We start from the raw sequence: 19,372 nt of genomic DNA on the forward strand, positions 1-19,372 counted from the left end.
CGGAAATGAAATACGGAAAGGACACGATATGTTGAAGATCAATAACCTGCACGTCAAACTTGAAGCAGAGGACAAAGCCATTCTCAAAGGTGTCGATCTGACGATCGAACCGGGCACTGTGCATGCGATCATGGGTCCGAACGGATCGGGCAAATCGACGCTGTCCTATGTCCTGTCCGGTCGTGACGGCTATGTCGTGACCGATGGCACCGCCACACTGGAAGAAAGCGATATCCTTGACATGGAGCCTGAGGAACGCGCGGCAGCGGGCCTTTTTCTGGCGTTCCAGTATCCGGTCGAAATCCCCGGTGTCGGCAACATGACTTTTCTGCGCACCGCCGTGAACTCCCAGCGCAAGGCGCGCGGGCAGGATGAGATGAGTGCTGCTGACTTCCTCAAGGTGATCCGCGAGAAGGCCAAGACCTTGCAGATCGACGCCGATATGCTCAAGCGTCCAGTGAATGTGGGCTTCTCGGGCGGCGAGAAGAAGCGCAATGAGATCCTGCAAATGGCCATGCTGGAGCCCAAGATGTGCATTCTGGACGAGACAGATTCCGGTCTGGATGTGGATGCGATGAAACTGGTGTCGGACGGGGTTAACGCGCTGCGCGATGCGGGTCGCTCTTTCCTTGTTATCACGCATTATCAGCGACTTCTGGATCATATTAAACCTGACGTCGTGCATATCATGGCCGATGGCCGGATCATCAAGTCGGGCGGCCCCGAACTGGCGCTGGACGTGGAACAGAACGGTTATGCTGATCTGCTGGCGGAAGCGGAGGCGCAGTAATGGCACGGGCAGAACTGACACAGGATGCGACAGAAGCACGGATCGCGGCACTGGATCTGCCCAAGGGCGGAAAATGGGCAACGTCTGCGCGCAACGACGCTTTGGCGCGGTTTCGGGCCATGGGCTTACCCGCGCGACGTGACGAATACTGGCGCTACACCCGCGCGGACGCGCTGAACCAGCCAACGGCGACCGAAGCCAGCCTGTTCGACAGCCGCGAGACCATGGTGTTTGACAAGGTTGACCGGCTGCGGATCGTCTTTGTCGACGGTGTGTTCGACGCGGCGGCCAGCGATGATCTGTCTCTGGCGGGGATCGAGATCGAGCGTCTGGCCACGGCAGCGCAGGCGGATATCCATTGGGCCAAGGATCTTTATGGCGTGCTTGAAACGCGTGGACAGACTCCGGTCAAGCGCCCCTTCGCGGCGTTGAATTCGGCCTTTGCCACAGACGGCGTGCTGATCCGTGTCACGGGGGCCGCGGCCAAACCCGTAAGCCTGATTTACCAACGCGGCAGCACTCAGGCGGATGCGATCCTGCACCATGTGATCAAGCTTGAGAAAGGGGCCGAAATGACCCTGCTCGAGAATGGTCCGGCCGCGGCACGCTTCAACAAGGTGCTCGAGGTGGATGTGGCTGACGGTGCGCGCTTTCACCATATCCGCGCGCAAGGGCGGGATCACGAACGGCGCGCCGCCACGCATATCTTTGCGCAGCTTGGCTCCGAGAGCCAGTTCAAATCCTTCACCCTGACCGTCAACGGCATTCTGACCCGCAACGAAGCCGTCATTGAATTCACCGGTGACGATGCCGTAGCCCATGTCGCGGGGGCTGCGATGGGCGATGGCGATTTCCACCATGATGACACCGTCTTTGTGACCCATGATGCGGTGAATTGCGAAAGCCGTCAGGTCTATAAAAAGGTGCTGCGGAACGGGGCTGTCGGCGTATTTCAGGGCAAGATTCTGGTCAAGGAAGGTGCGCAGAAAACCGATGGCTACCAGATCAGCCAGTCGCTGCTGCTGGATGGCGACAGCCAGTTTCTGGCCAAGCCCGAGCTTGAGATCTACGCCGATGATGTGGCCTGCTCGCACGGATCGACATCCGGCGCGATCGACATGGACGCGCTTTACTACCTGCGCTCGCGCGGCGTGCCTAAGAAAGAGGCGACGGACCTGCTGGTCCTGTCCTTTCTGGCCGAAGCGGTCGAGGAGATCGAGGATGAAGGCCTGCGTGATGAAATCGTTGGCCGCCTGACAGGCTGGCTAGCGCGTCGGGGGGGCTGATGCCGGTTACGACAGATATTGTTGCGACCTACCGCGCGCCGGGACGGGTTATCTCGCGGCTGCTGGCTGCGGGACAGCGCGAGGATCGCGCCTTGGTGATCCTTGTCGCCGCCTGTGCGGTGATGTTCGTGGCCCAATGGCCGCGCCTGTCGCGCATATCCTATCTGACGGGTGAGGACTTGCAGATGCTGCTAGCAGGCTCTCTTTTCGGCCTGTTGTTCATCATGCCTCTGGTTCTATATTTCGTAGCTTGGTTAAGTCGTGCAGTAGTCTGGATTTTCGGTGGTAGAACCACCGGATACAGCGCCAGACTGGCGCTGTTCTGGGCACTTTTAGCAGCAAGCCCGCTGGTGCTGTTCTGGGGTCTGGTAGCAGGATTTATCGGCCAGGGGGGGCAGCTCACAGCCGTGGGTTTGTTGTGGCTGGTCATTTTCCTGTGGTTCTGGATAGCAGGGCTGCGACAGGCCGGATGGAAAGAGAAAAAAGAATGAAACTGAACGATCTTGTCCCTCTGGCGATAGACACCCTGCGCGAGCCGCGCGATGTGGCAGCACGGCTGATCGCGATGGATATCGGGCTGCCGGTTTTGTGGACGGCTTTGTCGCTGGCCGCAGTGCTGAACGCGATGCTGTTCAGCTTCAACCTGATTATGTTCCCGTCCAGCTTTCCCCTGCCTGCGCTGTTCTACAACCCGATCGTCTATGCCATTGTGATGGCCGGCGGCATGGTCCTGACCATGCATCTGCTGACATGGCTGGGCAGCAAGATGGGCGGGCAGGGCAGGCTGGCCGATGTCACTGTGGTGCTGGTCTGGCTGCAATATCTGCGCCTTGCCGCCCAGCTGGTCTTGATGATCTTGACTATGCTGGTGCCGGTCGTTGCTGTATTGGCCACGCTGGCGGTGGCATTCTACAGTCTCTGGCTGCTGCTGAACTTTCTGGATGTGGCACATCGTTTCACCTCGCTGGGCAAAACCGCGCTGCTGCTTGTTTTTTCGGTCATCGGCATCACCATTGGCTTGTCTGTCCTGATGGCGTTCCTAGGCGTCCCTGTCCCCGAAGCGAGCTGAGCCATGTTTGACGTTGAAAAAATCCGTGCCGATTTCCCGATCCTGTCGCGTCAGGTGAACGGCAAGCCGTTGGTCTATCTGGATAACGGGGCCTCGGCGCAGAAACCGCAGGTGGTGATTGATGCCATCACGCAGGCCTATAGCCATGAATATGCCAATGTCCATCGCGGTCTGCATTACCTGTCCAACCTGGCCACCGACAATTACGAACGCGTGCGCGGGATCGTCGCGCGCTTTCTGGGGGCCGGCTCGGAGGACGAGATCGTTTTCAACTCGGGCACCACCGAAGGCATCAACATGGTCGCCTATGGCTGGGCCATGCCACGGATGGAGGCGGGCGACGAGATCATCCTGTCCATCATGGAGCATCACGCCAATATCGTGCCATGGCATTTCCTGCGCGAGCGGCAGGGTGTCGTGATCAAATGGGTCGATGTCGACAGCACCGGTGCGCTTGATCCGCAAGCCGTGCTGGACGCCATCACGCCGCGCACCAAACTGATTGCGGTCACGCATGTCTCGAACGTATTGGGCACCGTCGTGGATGTGAAAACCATCTGCGAGGGCGCCCGCACCAAAGGGGTGCCGGTGCTGGTCGATGGATCGCAGGCAGCGGTGCATATGCCAGTAAATGTGCAGGATATCGGCTGCGACTTCTACGCCGTCACGGGGCACAAGCTGTACGGACCGTCTGGGTCAGGGGCGATCTATGTCCGCAAGGAACGCATGGCCGAGATGCGCCCCTTTATCGGGGGCGGCGACATGATCCGCGAAGTGACACGCGACACCGTCACCTATAACGATCCACCGATGAAATTCGAGGCCGGCACGCCCGGCATTGTGCAGACCATCGGGATGGGCGTGGCGCTGGACTATATGATGGGTCTGGGGATGGAGAACATCGCCGCACATGAAACGAGCTTGCGCGACTATGCCCGCAAACGGCTGGACGGTCTGAACTGGATTTCTGTGCAGGGCACCACCAAGAACAAGGCCGCGATCTTTTCGTTCACGATGGACGGGGCGGCGCATGCCCATGATATCTCGACCATCCTTGACAAGAAAGGCGTCGCCGTACGCGCGGGCCAGCATTGTGCAGGCCCCCTGATGGAGCACATGGGCCTTAACGCCACCTGCCGCGCGTCATTCGGCCTGTACAATACCGAAGCCGAGGTGGATGTGCTGATCGACGCACTGGAACTGGCGCACGAACTCTTCGCCTGAACAGGTCGCACACCGCGGCAAATAGCGGTTGCGGCAGCGTCAGCTTTGTCCTATTCCACCCGCAGATGCACCCGTAGCTCAGCTGGATAGAGCGCTGCCCTCCGAAGGCAGAGGCCACAGGTTCGAATCCTGTCGGGTGCGCCAATATTTTCAATGACTTAGGGCCTTTGTTCCGCTTTGCGCCTTGGCGCAGGAAGCACATAGGAAGCACGACGCGGGTAATCCGCGGTCACTTCCGGTCGATTCCAAAGGGCCGCCGCACCCCTAAGACAGATAGAGATAGAGATACTAAGAGAGCTTGTTTTCCTCGGAGCCGCCTTCGCGCCCCCATAGCGAGAAGAAGGCGGCTCCGAGGGGAACAAGCGGGTTTTCCTTGGTGAGCTTGAAGCAAGTCCTGCCATCACAGCGCCGCAACCTTCGCCAAGGTCGTCACCCAGTCCCGCAGGTTCCGCTCAGCGACACCGCCGTCGCGCAGCTCTTTTTCGCCGTGTGCGACGTAGGTGTTGCGGAACGTGTTAACTGCCGAAACCATCTCCAAGACGCTGTGAGCGCTTTCGAAACGGAACTCATCACTTACCGCTTTGAACACGCCATCAATTTTCGTGCTGTCGTTGAGCGCGTAGTCGAGGCATGACCTCAGCAGACCAATCACCGAATGCGGGTTCCCATAGACCAAGCCTCGTTTCAGGTTCTTCGCCATGCCATTGTAGTGGTCGAGGCTCCTTTTTTCCAAACCGCTGGGCATGTAAGGCTCGAACCAGTCGCGTTGATCCACCGGTCGAGCTGGTAGGTGCGACTGAAGACGTGCAGTGATAACAGCCTTGCAGGCCTCATCAAACGGCCCGAGAAGAGCGCTGAATACGGGTGCGAAGTTCGGCGCTTCAGTTTTCTTTTCGAAGAAACGATACAGCTCCAACGCGTCAGTCGCCGCCTTCTTTGCCCTCATCGGAAGCGGGTCAAAGATTTCCTTTCCGTAGAAGTTCTCTGCGTCGTTGTCAGCCTTTGGCCCAAACAGGGGAAGCTCCGGTTGTGCCGTAGTCTCGCTGATGAGGTTTTGAAGTGCTGGGGCACAAGCCCGCGCCAGATCAGCAAAGCGGTTACCTGTTAGCCGCTCCATGACATTCTGGGGGGTGAAAACGTAGTTCCACTTCGCGCTGCCCTTGGATGCGGCCTTGCACCATTCAATAGCGGCTTGTGCCTTTCGTGGGACATCGCTGTCCTGCCGTCCTTTGGTTTCAACGAGGGCGTACTCTTCATCGTTCATTCGCACAAAGAAATCAGGGCGGTAGAATGCCAAGCGCTGATCGGCTGTGAGATAGTCGATGCGAAGCGCTTGAGGTCCGGCATTCTTCGCAAACGCCGAAACGTCCGCACAGTTGTCTAGAAATGCCGTCATTGCGACCTCAAGTGACTGGTCACAAGGCACGAGATTGAAGAGTGTTTGCTTTGCCTTCTCGACAGGCTTCCTTTCCGAAAGCGTCGCTTGGTAAGGCTTCCAATTCCTTAACTGCATGGCCAAACCGTCAGCGCGGCGCTTCTCGGTTTTGACTGTCCGCTCGCGGATCAGGGGGATGAAAACCGCCCGAATGTGTTCGCGCACATCCTGATCGGCAAGGCGGCTTGTGAGGCGCTTGTCGAAAAGCCCCGATTTCTCGGCGAATAGGATGTCCGTCAGATAGGTTTCGAGAAGGGGGGCAAGCACTGTGTGCGTCGATTGGACCTTGCACGCTGCTTCAAGCTCTCGAACATAGAATGAGATAGCTGTCACGCCGTTCTGAAGCAGGGGAAGGCTGATATTCATCACCTCGACCACTTCGTCGGTGATCAGGTGACGCCCCTCATAGACAACATCAACTTCGCCCTTGCTGCCAAGAGGGAGTGGCTTGTAGCGTGCAAAAGCCTTCCGAACATCGTCGATGCTGAGCGCTTCCAGCTTCGGCTTGATCTCATGCGCTGCGGACAACGCAGGCAGAACGATGTCCAGCGCCAATAGGTCTTTTGACTCGTCAGGGAAAATTGTGACCGTCGTCGCTGGCACCTTGTCAGTATCCAGCACCTCAATGGGCAGGCCCTCTTGCTCAAGCTCTTGCTCGTACAGGCTCGAAAAGGCAGGGTGTTCGACAACGGTAACCAGTTCGTTGGCTTGGCCGGGTGCCGTCATCCGTCGCAGACCTCTGCCAAGTGTCTGCTCGGGCAGGATGTTCGCCTTGGAGCTATACGGTCGGAGCGGGACGATGGTGGTGACATTCCGAACGTCCCAACCCTCGCGAAGCATCAGAACGGACACGATGCAGGAATATGGGCTGTCTGGTCGATCAAGTTCGCGGCTGATGCGGCGGATCGCCTTCAAGTCTTCGTCACTGATCTCCTTTTCGCTTTCTTCGAAGACCTCAATCGTCTGCCCGCCGATGTTGCGGCGCTTGACCTTGCCTTTTAGATTGGTGTGCAGATTGATCGTTTTGCCATTCAGGTCCGAGAAAACGCTGTCAGCGTTCAGACGCGCCGTGATCTGGTTCGCAGCTTCGGTGTCGGTGCACATGACAAAGAGAAGGGGCTTCTTGCCGCTCTTCTCCCATTCCGCGCGACTGCGCTTCCAACGCTCGTAGCCGAGGCGAAGATGGGCCTCGTAGCGATACGCTGCATCGTCGTGGGCCTGTTCGACCAGTTCCTTGGTGCGCCCGATGATCGGTGTCTTGACGATCCCCGCATCAACGGCTTCCCCCAATGGCGTGTCACAAACGACATGGGGAAAGATTCGGCCCTTGTTGTCTTTCGGCGTGGCTGAAAAGTCGAGCTGCGCGACCAGACCGGCCCCGGTCCGTTTGCGGATCGCCTCGTGCAGCCAGCGAATGGCCTCGCTCCACGCAGAACCGGGGTCCCAGACGTGGTGCGCCTCGTCGTTCAAGACCATGATGCGGGGGGGCGAGGTGATCCGGTCGCGAAGTTCGGCCCCGGTATCCAGCGCCTTGGACTTCGAGACAGCGGGTCCAGCCCAATCGTAGGTTTCAGCCTCTGATTTCTTGCCGTCTCTCGGTTCAAACAGACGGTGAATGTTGGTCAGATAGAGTGCGCCGCCAGTCGTCGCGCCGCTGGCCTCGTCCTGCAAGACGACCGAGAAATTCCAGTCCCCGCGCCATTCTGGCGGTACGAGGGGATCGGTCATGAAAATGTCGGGGCCACCCCCTTCGGGTCTGAAATCCTCCTTCAGTCGTTCGAAGACCGTCAGGTTCGGGGCGACCATCACGAAATGCTTGGCAAGCTGGCTTTCGCTCTCGCGCAGCGCGTGGAAGTAGCTCCAGACAATCGCCAAGCTCATGCACTTGGTCTTGCCTGCGCCGGTCGCGAGCTTGAAGGCGTACCGCGCCCATTCATCATCTTCGGGCTTGATGCCCAAAGCTTCGGTCTCCGCGTTTGGCCCGCCGAACTCGAAGATCAGAGACGACAGCGAGGTAAGCCCGCGAACCTCGATCAGGTAGATGAATGTTTCAATCGCTTCCCGCTGGCAGAAATAGTATCTGAAGTCGAACTCTTCCCCCGCCGAATTGCTCAAGCGATGCGGGCGCTCGAACCAGTAGGACAGCAGATCGCGCGTCGTGTCGCTGGCCCCAAAATAGTTCAGTTCACGCCATTCCTTCACGGCGGCGCGGAGCGGGTTGACCATGCGGATGGGTGATTGCCGCCGATAGGACTTGATCTCGGGAGGTTGGCCTTTCTTCGCGCGGACACGATGCTTGTTCGGTTCTTCCCAAGGGGCGAACAGCGGTTCGAGGGCGGCGGAATTGATCGCGATGGCTTCGGAAGCGGTGTCACTCATACGTCAATCTCCACCGTGATACTCGTGTCGCACCCAAACACATCCACCACTTTCACGCAGGCGATGTGCTTGCCGGGCTTGTCATAGCTGAACTCGGCATCGCTGACCGTCTTCAGCGACCGGTCTTTGCGCGTCCGGTAGTCTTGCCAGTGATGGTTGAAGGGCTGATCCGGGTGCCAATCGAAATCGACGGCCCAGAAGTCGATGAAATCGAAGCCGCTGGTCAGCGCGCGTTCCTGCAAGGCTTCCAATTCCTTGGACGGAACTTCGGTCAGGCTTGGCAGGAAGTTGCCCAGTTTGATGTCGACCGTTGTCTCGCCGCCAGCCTTGCGAATGACGGGCTGCGCTTCCAGAAGCGCTACCTCAAAGAAGGGCGGCACTTCAGTCCGGTTCTTCTCCATGATCTCGCGCGGGATGCGGTGCAGCCTGATCTTCACGCCGAACTCGGTTTCGAGTGACGCCACGGTCTGCCTGATCTCCATTTCGAAGTCCCAGGCGAGGCAGTGCACCTGTCGCCCGCCCGCTGCCTTGGTTGCTTCAGCAACCGCGCGGGCCTCCTCGCGAGTAAAGATGCTGTCGATTCCATCAACATGGACAAATGCGGTCGACTTCCGCCCGTGCAGAAGTGGCGACGGGGCACTTCCTAGGACTTCGGCGCGGAAGAACGAAAGAACAATGGCCCTGTGCTCGGACTCTGCTCCGGACAGGGAAGCTTGTTGCCACCATTGCCGTTCGTAACGGCCTAGGTTGAAGACATCGAAGGAGCGATAAGGCTTCTTTGCCCCGTGTAGGTCACGTTGCACGCCAATGAGCCGCTTCCGCGCTGTGTGAATCGAGTACCGCCCAAGGTCAGCGCCTATCCATCGGCGTCCAAGCTGCTCCGCCACAGCCAAGGTGGTTCCCGACCCACAGAAGAAATCTGCAATCAGGTCGTTCTCTTCTGTTGCCGCAGAAATGATGCGGCCAAGAAGTGTTTCGGGTTTTTGTGTTGCGTATCCAAGGTTCTCGGTCTTATCAGCTGGTTGAAGCATTGAGAGATACCAAACGCTGTCAACCCCACGGCTATCGCTGTCTATGTAAATGACCTTGCCGTCTTCGCCTTTCGCGTTGACGATCTTGCCTTTGTTCTTGTCCCATACACGCTTGATTTGCTTAGTTGTCTTTTCACGATCTTCACGCTGTGGAAAATACTTAAACTTGTCACCGTTTCGATACCAAAACACTACATCATGGTTCTTCGCGAAATGACCTACATTTCCCTGCATCTTGTTGTAATAGTGCCAGATGATCTCATTCACAAAACGATCCCGACCGAAGACGACGTCGAGCAGCATCCGAATCATGTGAGACATGTGCCAGTCGCAATGAACAAATATTGAACCTGTTTCACTCAACAGGGACCGCATTAGTGTAAGCCGCTCATAAAGCATTTGAAGGTAGCTATCAGCGCCTTTGCCCCAAGTGTCGCGATAGGCTACCAACTCAATCAGAGACTGCTCTTTCTCCGTTACCTGCGCGCCATCTCCGATGGCAACATCCATCGTGAAATCAGCCCCTACATCAAATGGCGGGTCGATGTAGATCAAGTCAAGTTTGCCCTTGAACTCTTCCTGAAGGGAAGCAAGGACAAGCTTGTTATCACCCCATATCAGCTTGTTCCGAAAATCATCCCGATATGCCGTTCGTTCATCAAAAAGCGATTTCTGTGCGACTGCCTCAGATCGAGGCCAATCGATGGTCTCAATTCGCTGTAGCGGCATTGTAAAGGATGCAACATCGAACTCGCGGCGATTGCCAAATTCATCGTATTTGCCCTCCCAAACTAGTTCAGTTTTCATCTGCGAAAGTGGGTGCGGGTTACCGGGGCCGTAGATGTTCTTTTTCGAATCTGACATGGGACTTCTCAATGTACAGGGGGCAGGCTTGCGCGGCGCTCTGCTTCGCGAACGGACTCGGGGTCTGCCATTACAATATGTTGTTGTTGCGGGTCTTTCTCTGTTTCCTTGTAATCCAGCCCCGTATGCTTCTTGAAGTAGAAAAGCATGGCTAGCCGCATGGGAAGTTCGAAAACGCCGTCCTGCATGCCGTAATCTGCGGCAATCGCCTGTTGCTGTTCTGGTGATAGCTTCGGATGCGGCTTGAGCTTCAGGTGGTAGATTTCATGCCAAGGCTGATCCGCAACGCCTAGCAGGCCGGGTTCACCCTGCTCGCCAAGTTCCGCGATGCGTGGAAGCAAGAAGTCGCGGAATGCCTTGCGCGCGTGGCAGTAGGAACGGACATGCCAGCGTAGACCATCGAAGCAGAAGGCATGTGGCGTCACCTTGCGCCACTCCGGCTTGGGTTTCTCAGGGTTCAGTGACTGGTAGAGGATGTCGACAGACTTCCGCTCGCGCACCACCTGCAGGAGGGCGCGCAGGATGCCGGTGTCGATGATCCGCTTGGGGCGCACGATCACGTCGAAGGACGGGGCGTTCGCAAACCAAGCCTCATCCGCGCTGATCAGCCCGCGCCCAAGCGAAGCAAGTTGCGACAGGTATCGGCTTGCATCGGGTTTCAGGAACTTCGGTTCGAAGTGTTCGGCTACGACATAGCGCTTGAGGCTTGTGTCATACGTCATGTTCTCGGGCGCAAGCTCTTGGTAGTGCGACAGGTCTTTCGACGCTTGCGGGACTGACACCCCGAAGAAGTCGATGAGATCGCTCCGGTTGATGGCACCCTCCCAGAACAGCCGGAACTCGATGAACTCTAACCGCTGCTCGATGCCCCATCGCAAGCCGGGTCTCGGGTTGATCATGCTGCGGCACCTCCCTGATGCGTATAGTTAGTATTCGAACCCCTTGACAACTGGAGCTGATGCGAATAGTTAATATACCCATAAGGCCGGGGCGTCAATCGCTGCCAACAGTAGGAGAGGGCCATGTTGAAGATTGAGTGGAAACTGAACGGGCGCAAGATCAGGCCCAACGACATCGCCAACCAGCTTGAGCGGGCGATGCTTTCGCAGGTCGAGGAAATGGTGCGCAGCAAGTTGCGCGATGTCCGCGATCCCGAGACCGGCGCTGCGCCGACCATCACGGTGGTCGGGCGCTCTCTCGACAATCTTTCCTTCGAGGTCTCGGGTTCGCCCGCGCTTATCGAGGAAGTCAAACGCCGCCTCCAGTAGGCAGCGCGCAAACGCCACGAAAGGAGGTGATCATCATGGCGAAGTCCAACAAGGAAGTGACGAGCGCGAAGGCTGCATCGGCAGCTTCGAAAGTGCTCCGCGATCCGAAGTCCAGCCCGGCGGCAAAGTCGGCTGCGGCCTCGGCGCTGACCCAGCGTCCGAACAAGAAAAAGTAGGACGCGACCAACCGGGGGCCGGGGAAACTCGGCCCTCCGCCCAACCTCATCAATGCGGCTCAAGGAGGCCGGACACATGATCTATGCGATCAACTACGACCTGAAGCGTCCCGGTCAGAGCTACGCGGCGCTGCATGAGGCCATCAAGTCCTGCGGGGAGTGGTGGCACTATCTGGATTCGACCTGGCTGGTCGATACCTCGCTTACCGCCACTGGCATTTGGCAGAAGCTCGAACCGCATGTCGACAAGAACGACTTCTTTCTCGTGATCGGCGTGACCCGCGACTATCAAGGCTGGCTGCCCAAGGAAGCGTGGGACTGGATCAATGCGCGCAGCGGCAAGATGGCCGCATAGGAGGAATGGCGATGCGCTTCCAAGGAGCAGTAATCAAAGAGCAAGGTCAGACCTTTGCGATTGTTGTCGTGAAATCCCATGTCGTGCAGAACAGGGCGTCGGCGAGCGATGCGATCCGTGCCTTTTCCCCGACCTTTGGTGGCGTGCCGGTGGTGCTGATGGCGCAAGACAGCCGGGGGCGTCCTACCTACTTCGGGCGCCCCGACATCGCACGGTTCCTGTCCCGAACGCCGCTTGGCGCGATCCCGTGGAAAGAATACACGATCAACTAGTGTGGAGGTGGCTGCGCTGATGCCTCCACCTCCTGCAGAACATGCCTCGTTAGGCTGGGGTAGGGTGAGGCCATTTCCTTCTGGCTTCACCCTTTTGAGCCGATATGGCCTACCGGCAAGGCCTGATCCTTCGTCCTTGGTCCTGTCTTCGTCTTGATCCTGTAACCTGGATTGATCATTCTTCTTTTCCATCGAAGAGCTATGATCAACATCCTTTATCCTGTCACATAATCCACTATCCAAATCATTATCCGGCGGGGCAGTTCTGGTGTGGGTGCTGGTGCTCTTCCGGTGGTCCTTGGCCTACGCAATCTCGGCCCAGCGGGTGAACGTGCGCAAGTCGCAATGCCAAGCCAGTTTGGCTTGCCGATCTTTAATACCGCCTGACAGACTCGACCACAGAATCCGGCAATCGCGATTCAGTGGTGGCAGTTCTGGCGTTTCCCTGTTTCCCAGTTTGTTTCTGGCTTGGTTCCGTGTTTCTCCACCGTGTTTCTTAGCAGCAAGCGAAAACTCGGACTGGCTGACTCTGCGGGCTGGCGCGATGTTTCCCCGGTGTTTCTTTGTTTCTCTGGGGTAACATCAGGGAAACCGGCCAAGACGGGACTGCTCAGATTTTCGCGCGTTTCAGCAAGTCACCGCTCTTGTGCATCCCGCGTGGATCATTTCCTGCCAAGGCTTCCATCCGTGCGATGCGGGCCATTCGTTGGGCTGTCTCGAACGGGATGCTGGTCGCCTTCCCGAGTGTCAGCCTGTAAGGCTTGCGGTTACCTCTGATGCGGAACATGACGATATAGGACTTTGCACCGCTCGGGCGGATGCGAAGGCCGAAACTGCTCATGCCGTCCAGCCAGATCGTGTATTCCGTGTCGCGGGGTGGGGCCTTCTTGAATGTGTCTTCGCTCAGATCGGGGCGAATGGTGACTTCCAGCGTGTTCAGGGTTACGCGATTGGGCACGAGGATTTCGTCGGGGTCGATGCCTTCGAAAACCCCTTTCGGATGCTCGATAGTCTCGCGCGTCACGCGGGGCTGCTCATCGCGCAATGTACGTTTGGCAAGCCCGTGTGAATAGCCCTGCGCCCGCAAGGCCCAATAGGCATCGTTACGGGCGCGGGCATCGGTGCGCGACGTGGGGGTGCCGCGCATCCGTTTAGCAAGCTGCTTGTCGGTGGGGTTGTTGCGGGGCTTCATGGCGAAACCCCGCAAGCCTTGGCCGGATCAGGCGATTTCGGCCTTCCGTGCGCCGAGATATTCCGCAAGCTGCGGAATGGTCGCCGTTGTGTAGACGGACGGGCCGGAGGCCAGATAGAGGATTGCGCCTTCGGCACCGTTGGCGCGACCGCCCGCGATCTGGCTGCGCCGCACGAGCGCGCCCCCGCCGCTTTTGGCCGGGATGAGGATGAAGTTGTCATTCTGTTCGTCCATGACGTGACCCTTTCTGATGGTTGGTGTCATGGTGAAGGCCGGGTGGCCTTCACCTATCAATACAAACCAGACCCTCAGAGGGTGTCAACAAATGAGTTTCTGTTAAAGCATTGGGAAAGAACAACAAATGCCGATCTTTCCTGATGCTTCTAGTGCAGATCGATCTCGCCGGTCGCCGTGGCTTCCGGGAACGTGATCCCCAGCGCCGCCCAAACGTCGCAATCGCGTCCGGGGTCGGGATATTTTGCCGGGTAGATGTCGGACGTGCTGCGCCGGATGAACGTGCGCCAGTGAACCCACTTGTTGAGTTCCGCGATGTCGTAGAACACGCTCGCCCCGATCTTCTTGAAAACGGGGCCTGCGCCCTCACATCTCAGGCGAGCCAAAGTGCCCGGTGTGTAGGAAATGTTGAAGGTGTTGCGAAGGTAGCGGCTTGCTTCTTTGGGAGAAAGCGGAAGCGGATTGATGGCGTTCATGGTGAAGCTCCGTCAGGCATGAATGAGGGTGGCCGCATTCGGTCATCCGAAAGCGGGTTCAGTGCTGTATTTCCGGGGGCTGTCCTGATACCTGGGGGCTGCACCGTTCCGTTGATGCGCGCCGGGTCGATCTGATTGGATCGATGCTGCCCTATGTATCGGAATGCTATGTTTGCCGCAACGCTGCCTGATGTTGTCAGTTGTAAAACCGACTGGCGGGCTGGACTACGACTTTGGCTTGCCTCGGATCATTTCGCCAATCTCGTTTATTCCCCGCTGTATGGGATCTCGGGCAAGGTGGGCATATCGCGCCGTGGTCTCTGGCGACTTGTGCCCAAGGAGCTTGCCCACCATGTAGAGGCTCATGTTCTGCTCGACCGCGATTGACGCGAAGGTGTGCCGAAGGTCGTGAAGGCGCAGGTTTTCGAGCTGGGCGTGGCGCGTGATTCGCTGCCAAGGTCGTTTGAGGTCGGAACGCGGTTTGTCTTGCTGGCTGCCCGCGATGACATAGGAGCTCACACGGGGAATGTCGCGCAGCACCTCGACGGCCACGTCTGACAAGTAGACTGTCTTGCGCCCCGTCTTGCTGTCGGGCAGGAGCAGGAACCCGCGTTCGAAGTCTATCTCTTCCCATCGCAGGTGCAGTATCTCGCGAAGGCGGCATCCCGTAAGAAGAAGCAGCCTGATAGCCCCGGTCACATGGGGCGAAAGCACTTCGCGCAGGTTTTCCTCCTTCGGGCGATGCTTGGCCTTGGCGTCCTCGCGAAGTTCCCACGGCAAGCCGATGGTCTCGGCCTCTTCCAGCGTTTGAAGAAGGCGGTCGATCTCGTCGCGGTTCAGGAACCTGTCCTTGCTTCCGTCCTTGTAGAGCTTCACGCCTTTTCGCGGATTGGCTTCCAAGTAGCCTTGGTTGACCGCATAGGTGAAGATGCCGCCCAAGAGGCGAGCCGTTCGGGTGGCGGTTCCCTTGCCGCCTGTCACGATGGAGCGGCCCTTTGAGGTGCGCTTGTCGCGGGCGGTCTTGCCCTTGGCGACATCACTCAAGAAGCGCTCGATGTCCTGCCGCGTGACCGCGCTGATCTTCTTCTTTCCCAAGAGTGGCCGGATGTGTGCGTTGATCCGCCCTTTGTCTGTCTTGACCGTGCTTGCCTTCTTCGTGTCCATGCCGTGCTCAATGTACTCGTCACAGAGCTGTGACACGGTCATTTCCGCGCGGACCTTCCTTTCGGCCCCGACAAGATCGTTGCCGAGGTGCGCAGACGCCAAGTAGTCCTCTGCCGCCTTGCGTGCTTGATCGACCGTCACGACGCCAAAGGTGCCAAGCGACTTGCGCCGGGTAGGTGCGCCGCGACCGCCTGCACGATACTGCACCACAAAGGTCTTCTTGCCATTCGGCCAGACGCGCACGCCAAACCCGGACAGCTTCCCGCACCACGCGAAGTAGTCCTTCGCGCCGGGGTCCAGCTTGTCCACCACGGTCTTTGTCAGACGCTCTTGGGCCATCGGAGTTACAGGAAGCACATAGGAAGCACGCCTTCGGTAATCTCGCGGAAAACGGGGTAATCCCCGGTCATCCGCTCTGATGCCCATAAAACACTATTTTTGCTAGGAAATCAAACTTCTCGTGGTGTCTGTGGCTATCTGCGGTAATGCTCAGAAAACCAATCCCCTAGCCCTCCGAAGGCAGAGGCCACAGGTTCGAATCCTGTCGGGTGCACCATTCCTCTAGACTTCACCTTTTCGTGGGTTTTCACGCGCAGCATGGCGTTTGCTGAGATGTTCAGTGGCTCGCCGTCATGTCCGGTTCGGGTTGCTGGCTTTGTTTCACGCCGCGCAATTTGGTGACATCATTGTATTGCGCCGGGTTGACAGACGGTGCAGGGAATCCCTAACGTATCCGCAGAGCGAAATGAAATTCCGCAACTTTGGAGGACGTCCGCAGACAAGCGGTCGCAAAGTGTGGCAGTCGACGTTTCGCCGGATAAAGGGAGGATACCATGAAACCACTTTTTGCCGCTTTTGCGGCTGTGACGCTTTCGGCCGGAATGGCCACAGCGCAAGACATCAACCTGCCGCAGCAATTGTCGTGGACAGCCTATGACACCGGGTCGGCCGGGTATAACCAGGCCGTTGCGGTCGGGGCGGCGCTTCAGGATGCGGCGGGGATCAACCTGCGCGTTCTTCCGGGCAAGAACGACGTATCGCGGACCGAGCCTCTGCGTCAGGGGCGTGTACAGTTTTCGGCCACCGGCGTGGGCGGCAGCTTCATGGCACAGGAAGGCGCGTTCGACTTTGGTGCCGAGAATTGGGGGCCGCAGCCGGTACGCGTGCTGATGGCCAATAATGGCGGGGCGATCAACCTCGCCGTCGGTGTTGCGGGCGATCTTGGAATCGAAACCTATGCCGATCTGAAAGGTAAACGCGTGGCCTATATCGTCGGCGCCCCGGCGCTGAACGTGAATACCGAGGCCTATCTGGCCTATGGTGGCCTGACATGGGATGACGTCACACGTGTCGATTTCGGCGGCTTCGGTGCAAGCTGGACTGGCCTGATCGAAGGACAGGTGGACGCCGCTTTCGCCGCCACCAACTCGGGCAACGCCTATGAGGCGGCAGCAGGTCCGCGCGGCCTGTTCTGGCCGCCGGTCGATCCCGACAATGCCGAAGGACTGGCCGCAATGCAGGCCATCGCACCTTTCTTCCTGCCCAACCTTGCCAAAGTCGGCGCCAATATCGACGGCACCGAAGGCTATCAAGGTGCCGGCTATCCCTATCCGGTTCTGGTCGCAACGGAAGAGACAGACGAGGATCTGGTCTACAACATGACCAAGGCGATGGTGGAACTGTTTCCTGCCTATGATGGCAAGGCCCCCGGTATCGGCGGCTGGGCGCTGGACAAGCAGGAAATGGAATGGGTGGTGCCCTATCACGAAGGCACAATCCGCTACTACACAGAGGTGGGCGTCTGGTCCGATGAGGCGCAGGCCAATAACGATCGCCTGATCGAACGTCAGGCCGTATTGAAAGCGGCATGGGACGCACTGAAAGCCGAAGCGCCTGCAGACTGGGAAGCGGCATGGTCCGAAGCCCGCCGCAAGGCACTTGCCGATGGTGGTTTCGAAGTCGTTTTCTAAGCGTCAAGCACTGCAACCTACCGGCCGGAGCATGCGTTCCGGTCGGTCTTGCCAGCCGTATCAGCCCCGAACAGCCCCGATCTTTGCGTGCGCCTGACATGTAGTGTCACAGGCGCCCATCTGACCCCCGAACGATCAAGGAAATACCATGAGCGTTGATCAAAAACCGGCACCCACCGGCAGCATTCCGACATATGAGCAGGTCGCAATCGACGGTTCCAGCCCTGCCGAGCGGATCTCGGGGATCGCGCGCTGGGTGGTGATCATCGGCACCTTGGGTGGCCTGGTGATGGTGATCCACCAGTTGTTCAATATTCAGGCCTTCGGGATCGTGTTGATCGACGGGCGCTACCTCTATCTGCTGGGCGGGTTGTTTCTGGCGCTGACCTTCCTGATTTTCCAGATGCGCGGCGGCAAGGGGGGTGCACCCTCGCTGATTGACTGGGCGCTTTTCGCCACGGCACTGGGTTGCACGGCCTATCTTGGCCAGACAGCGCAGCAGAACCTTTCGCAGGGTTGGGAATATGCAGCGCCGCAAGCCGCGCAATATGTATCCGTGATCTTCTTCCTGCTGGTGCTTGAGGCGACGCGACGCGCGGGTGGTCTGGTCCTGTTCATTATCGTGACGATCTTTGCCTTCTACCCCACATTCGCAGGCCATGTGCCCGCCCCGCTAACAGGGTTCCAGAGCACCTTCATGCAGACGGTGCCCTATCATATCTATTCGTCCGAGAGCAGCTTTGGCATCCCGATGAAAGCCTTTGGCGGCGTTGTGATCGGCTTCATCCTGTTCGGCGCGGTGTTGCAGCGCACGGGCGGGGGCCAGTTTTTCAACGATCTGGCCCTGGGAATGGTCGGGGGATATCGCGGCGGGGCGGCCAAAGTGTCGATCTTCGCCAGTGGCTTCATGGGCTCGATGTCGGGCTCGGTCATCTCGAACGTGTTGACCACGGGCGCGGTATCCATTCCGGCCATGCGGAAAACCGGCTTTTCCGCCAAGACTGCCGCCGCGACCGAGGCCTGCGCCTCGACCGGCGGGGTGCTGATGCCGCCGATCATGGGGGCCACGGCCTTTGTGATGGCCTCGTTCCTGTCGCGTCCCTATGTCGATATCGCACTGGCCGCGGCTATCCCCAGCCTGCTGTTTTACTGGGGACTTTTTACCCAGATCGACGCCTATTCGGCGCGCCGCGGGCTGCGCGGGCTGCCAAAGCCCGATCTGCCGGTATTGCGTCAGGTGATGAAGGACGGATGGCCCTATATTTTCGTCTTCGCGCTGCTGTTATTCATGATGATCGGCCTGCGGCGTGAAACCTCGGCGCCATTCTATGCCACGGCGCTGCTGCTTGTGGTCAACCAGTTCCGCGCCAGTCACCGGCTTGATCTGCAACGCCTGTCCAACATGATCGTTGGCGTGGGCATGGGGCTGGCCGAACTGACAGCGATCCTGCTGGGTGTCGGCCTGATCGTCGGCTCTTTCTCGGCGACGGGTCTGGCGGGAACCTTGGTAAACGATCTGGTCTTTATCGCGGGCGACAACACGCTTGTGCTGGTCCTGATGGGCGCAATCACGGCCTTTGTCTTTGGCATGGGGATGACCGTCACCGCCTGCTACATCTTTCTGGCCGTGGTGCTGGCCCCCGCGCTTGAAGCGGGCGGGCTGAACCAGTTGGCGGTGCACCTGTTCATCCTTTACTGGGGTATGGTCAGCTTTATCACACCGCCTGTGGCCCTTGGTGCCTTTGCGGCCTCGACCATGGCAGGCTCAAACCCCATCGCTACAGGGTTCGAGGCCATGCGCCTTGGCGGTGTCATCTATATCATGCCGTTCTTCTTCGTGCTGAACCCCGCTTTGGTGGGGCAGGCACCGGCATGGGAGGTGGCGGTCGCGCTGTCCTGCGCGATGGTCGGTGTGGCGATGATTTCTTCCGCACTGCAGGGTTATGTCAGCCTTGTCGGGCCGATCAACGGCGCTTTTGCCATCCCGCTGCGGGTGATGATGTTCTTTGGGGGAATCCTGATTGCTAAACCCAAAACCGAGCTTCTGGACCTCAGCTACGGGGCGTCCTTCCTGCTGGGAGCCGCGATCTGCGCGTTGCCGATGCTCGTGGCGTGGCGCGCACGGGTTGCGCCGGCGCCTGCGGCCTGACAAGCATAGGTGAATAAGCGGAACACAAGCCGGAAGAA

General features: G+C 58.5%; 18 protein-coding genes and 1 tRNA gene. 12 read left to right on the forward strand and 7 right to left on the reverse strand.

Features of this window, described 5'->3' with window-relative positions:
• The first annotated feature begins 28 nt into the window (after positions 1-28).
• The 6 genes from sufC (at position 29) to K7H22_RS12655 (ending at position 4,513) form a co-directional block, all read left to right on the forward strand.
• On the forward strand, positions 29-790 hold the full coding sequence (gene sufC / locus K7H22_RS12630) for a Fe-S cluster assembly ATPase SufC (protein ID WP_230801221.1): 762 nt from the start codon (positions 29-31) through the stop codon (positions 788-790).
• Positions 790-2,076 (forward strand): Fe-S cluster assembly protein SufD, encoded by a 1,287-nt coding sequence (gene sufD, locus K7H22_RS12635; protein ID WP_230801222.1) that lies wholly within the window; start codon positions 790-792, stop codon positions 2,074-2,076. Before sufC ends, sufD begins: the two co-directional genes overlap by 1 nt.
• Positions 2,076-2,567: a YIP1 family protein gene (locus K7H22_RS12640; RefSeq protein ID WP_230801223.1), complete on the forward strand. Its 492-nt coding sequence runs from the start codon at positions 2,076-2,078 to the stop codon at positions 2,565-2,567. The genes sufD and K7H22_RS12640 overlap by 1 nt, the downstream gene beginning before the upstream one ends.
• Complete coding sequence (locus tag K7H22_RS12645; RefSeq protein WP_230801224.1) at positions 2,564-3,145, forward strand: Yip1 family protein; 582 nt, start codon at positions 2,564-2,566, stop codon at positions 3,143-3,145. The genes K7H22_RS12640 and K7H22_RS12645 overlap by 4 nt, the downstream gene beginning before the upstream one ends.
• Before the next feature lie 3 nt (positions 3,146-3,148).
• Positions 3,149-4,369 (forward strand): cysteine desulfurase, encoded by a 1,221-nt coding sequence (locus tag K7H22_RS12650; RefSeq protein WP_230801225.1) that lies wholly within the window; start codon positions 3,149-3,151, stop codon positions 4,367-4,369.
• A gap of 67 nt (positions 4,370-4,436) precedes the next feature.
• Positions 4,437-4,513 (forward strand) — tRNA-Arg (locus tag K7H22_RS12655).
• 256 nt (positions 4,514-4,769) lie between these two features.
• Here the strand turns inward: K7H22_RS12655 and K7H22_RS12660 are convergent.
• Genes K7H22_RS12660 through K7H22_RS12670 form a run of 3 tightly spaced genes read right to left on the reverse strand, consistent with a single transcriptional unit; the run spans position 4,770 to position 10,977 of the window.
• A complete protein-coding gene (locus K7H22_RS12660; RefSeq protein ID WP_230801226.1) occupies positions 4,770-8,183 on the reverse strand; it encodes a DEAD/DEAH box helicase family protein in 3,414 nt (1,137 codons plus the stop codon).
• Complete coding sequence (locus K7H22_RS12665; RefSeq protein ID WP_230801227.1) at positions 8,180-10,078, reverse strand: site-specific DNA-methyltransferase; 1,899 nt, start codon at positions 10,076-10,078, stop codon at positions 8,180-8,182. The genes K7H22_RS12660 and K7H22_RS12665 overlap by 4 nt, the downstream gene beginning before the upstream one ends.
• A gap of 8 nt (positions 10,079-10,086) precedes the next feature.
• On the reverse strand, positions 10,087-10,977 hold the full coding sequence (locus tag K7H22_RS12670) for a WYL domain-containing protein (RefSeq protein WP_230801228.1): 891 nt from the start codon (positions 10,975-10,977) through the stop codon (positions 10,087-10,089).
• A gap of 123 nt (positions 10,978-11,100) precedes the next feature.
• Here K7H22_RS12670 and K7H22_RS12675 point away from each other — a divergent pair, with 123 nt between their 5' ends.
• The 4 genes from K7H22_RS12675 (at position 11,101) to K7H22_RS12690 (ending at position 12,149) form a co-directional block, all read left to right on the forward strand.
• Positions 11,101-11,346, forward strand: coding sequence for a hypothetical protein (locus tag K7H22_RS12675; RefSeq protein WP_230801229.1), 246 nt, complete (start codon positions 11,101-11,103; stop codon positions 11,344-11,346).
• A 35-nt stretch (positions 11,347-11,381) separates the two neighbouring features.
• Positions 11,382-11,522: a hypothetical protein gene (locus tag K7H22_RS12680; RefSeq protein WP_230801230.1), complete on the forward strand. Its 141-nt coding sequence runs from the start codon at positions 11,382-11,384 to the stop codon at positions 11,520-11,522.
• Positions 11,523-11,598: 76 nt separating this feature from the next.
• Positions 11,599-11,877, forward strand: coding sequence for a hypothetical protein (locus tag K7H22_RS12685; protein WP_230801231.1), 279 nt, complete (start codon positions 11,599-11,601; stop codon positions 11,875-11,877).
• Between the two features lie 11 nt (positions 11,878-11,888).
• On the forward strand, positions 11,889-12,149 hold the full coding sequence (locus K7H22_RS12690; protein ID WP_230801232.1) for a hypothetical protein: 261 nt from the start codon (positions 11,889-11,891) through the stop codon (positions 12,147-12,149).
• A 610-nt stretch (positions 12,150-12,759) separates the two neighbouring features.
• Here the strand turns inward: K7H22_RS12690 and K7H22_RS12695 are convergent.
• From K7H22_RS12695 to K7H22_RS12710, 4 genes are all read right to left on the reverse strand, one after another.
• Positions 12,760-13,341, reverse strand: a complete 582-nt coding sequence (locus K7H22_RS12695; RefSeq protein ID WP_230801233.1) for an Arm DNA-binding domain-containing protein — start codon at positions 13,339-13,341, stop codon at positions 12,760-12,762.
• Between the two features lie 27 nt (positions 13,342-13,368).
• Complete coding sequence (locus tag K7H22_RS12700; RefSeq protein ID WP_230801234.1) at positions 13,369-13,575, reverse strand: hypothetical protein; 207 nt, start codon at positions 13,573-13,575, stop codon at positions 13,369-13,371.
• Positions 13,576-13,724: 149 nt separating this feature from the next.
• Positions 13,725-14,051 (reverse strand): hypothetical protein, encoded by a 327-nt coding sequence (locus K7H22_RS12705; protein ID WP_230801235.1) that lies wholly within the window; start codon positions 14,049-14,051, stop codon positions 13,725-13,727.
• Between the two features lie 225 nt (positions 14,052-14,276).
• Entirely contained in the window at positions 14,277-15,554 is a 1,278-nt protein-coding gene (locus tag K7H22_RS12710; protein ID WP_230801236.1) for a tyrosine-type recombinase/integrase, read from the reverse strand.
• A 494-nt stretch (positions 15,555-16,048) separates the two neighbouring features.
• Between K7H22_RS12710 and K7H22_RS12715 the strand changes: the two genes are divergently transcribed.
• Positions 16,049-17,185: a TAXI family TRAP transporter solute-binding subunit gene (locus K7H22_RS12715; protein WP_230801237.1), complete on the forward strand. Its 1,137-nt coding sequence runs from the start codon at positions 16,049-16,051 to the stop codon at positions 17,183-17,185.
• Between the two features lie 148 nt (positions 17,186-17,333).
• Complete coding sequence (locus K7H22_RS12720; protein ID WP_230801238.1) at positions 17,334-19,334, forward strand: TRAP transporter permease; 2,001 nt, start codon at positions 17,334-17,336, stop codon at positions 19,332-19,334.
• The last annotated feature ends 38 nt before the right edge of the window (positions 19,335-19,372 follow it).

It is taken from the genome of Seohaeicola saemankumensis (assembly GCF_021021435.1).
Taxonomy (GTDB): domain Bacteria; phylum Pseudomonadota; class Alphaproteobacteria; order Rhodobacterales; family Rhodobacteraceae; genus Seohaeicola.

Coding starts and splice junctions, on each gene's coding strand:
- K7H22_RS12695 (WP_230801233.1), bottom strand. CDS start 13,341: ATGAAGCCCCGCAACAACCCCACCGACAAGCAGCTTGCTAAACGGATG.
- sufD (WP_230801222.1), top strand. CDS start 790: ATGGCACGGGCAGAACTGACACAGGATGCGACAGAAGCACGGATCGCG.
- K7H22_RS12645 (WP_230801224.1), top strand. CDS start 2,564: ATGAAACTGAACGATCTTGTCCCTCTGGCGATAGACACCCTGCGCGAG.
- K7H22_RS12690 (WP_230801232.1), top strand. CDS start 11,889: ATGCGCTTCCAAGGAGCAGTAATCAAAGAGCAAGGTCAGACCTTTGCG.
- K7H22_RS12640 (WP_230801223.1), top strand. CDS start 2,076: ATGCCGGTTACGACAGATATTGTTGCGACCTACCGCGCGCCGGGACGG.
- K7H22_RS12670 (WP_230801228.1), bottom strand. CDS start 10,977: ATGATCAACCCGAGACCCGGCTTGCGATGGGGCATCGAGCAGCGGTTA.
- K7H22_RS12660 (WP_230801226.1), bottom strand. CDS start 8,183: ATGAGTGACACCGCTTCCGAAGCCATCGCGATCAATTCCGCCGCCCTC.
- K7H22_RS12675 (WP_230801229.1), top strand. CDS start 11,101: ATGTTGAAGATTGAGTGGAAACTGAACGGGCGCAAGATCAGGCCCAAC.
- K7H22_RS12680 (WP_230801230.1), top strand. CDS start 11,382: ATGGCGAAGTCCAACAAGGAAGTGACGAGCGCGAAGGCTGCATCGGCA.
- sufC (WP_230801221.1), top strand. CDS start 29: ATGTTGAAGATCAATAACCTGCACGTCAAACTTGAAGCAGAGGACAAA.
- K7H22_RS12665 (WP_230801227.1), bottom strand. CDS start 10,078: ATGTCAGATTCGAAAAAGAACATCTACGGCCCCGGTAACCCGCACCCA.
- K7H22_RS12700 (WP_230801234.1), bottom strand. CDS start 13,575: ATGGACGAACAGAATGACAACTTCATCCTCATCCCGGCCAAAAGCGGC.
- K7H22_RS12720 (WP_230801238.1), top strand. CDS start 17,334: ATGAGCGTTGATCAAAAACCGGCACCCACCGGCAGCATTCCGACATAT.
- K7H22_RS12710 (WP_230801236.1), bottom strand. CDS start 15,554: ATGGCCCAAGAGCGTCTGACAAAGACCGTGGTGGACAAGCTGGACCCC.
- K7H22_RS12715 (WP_230801237.1), top strand. CDS start 16,049: ATGAAACCACTTTTTGCCGCTTTTGCGGCTGTGACGCTTTCGGCCGGA.
- K7H22_RS12705 (WP_230801235.1), bottom strand. CDS start 14,051: ATGAACGCCATCAATCCGCTTCCGCTTTCTCCCAAAGAAGCAAGCCGC.
- K7H22_RS12685 (WP_230801231.1), top strand. CDS start 11,599: ATGATCTATGCGATCAACTACGACCTGAAGCGTCCCGGTCAGAGCTAC.
- K7H22_RS12650 (WP_230801225.1), top strand. CDS start 3,149: ATGTTTGACGTTGAAAAAATCCGTGCCGATTTCCCGATCCTGTCGCGT.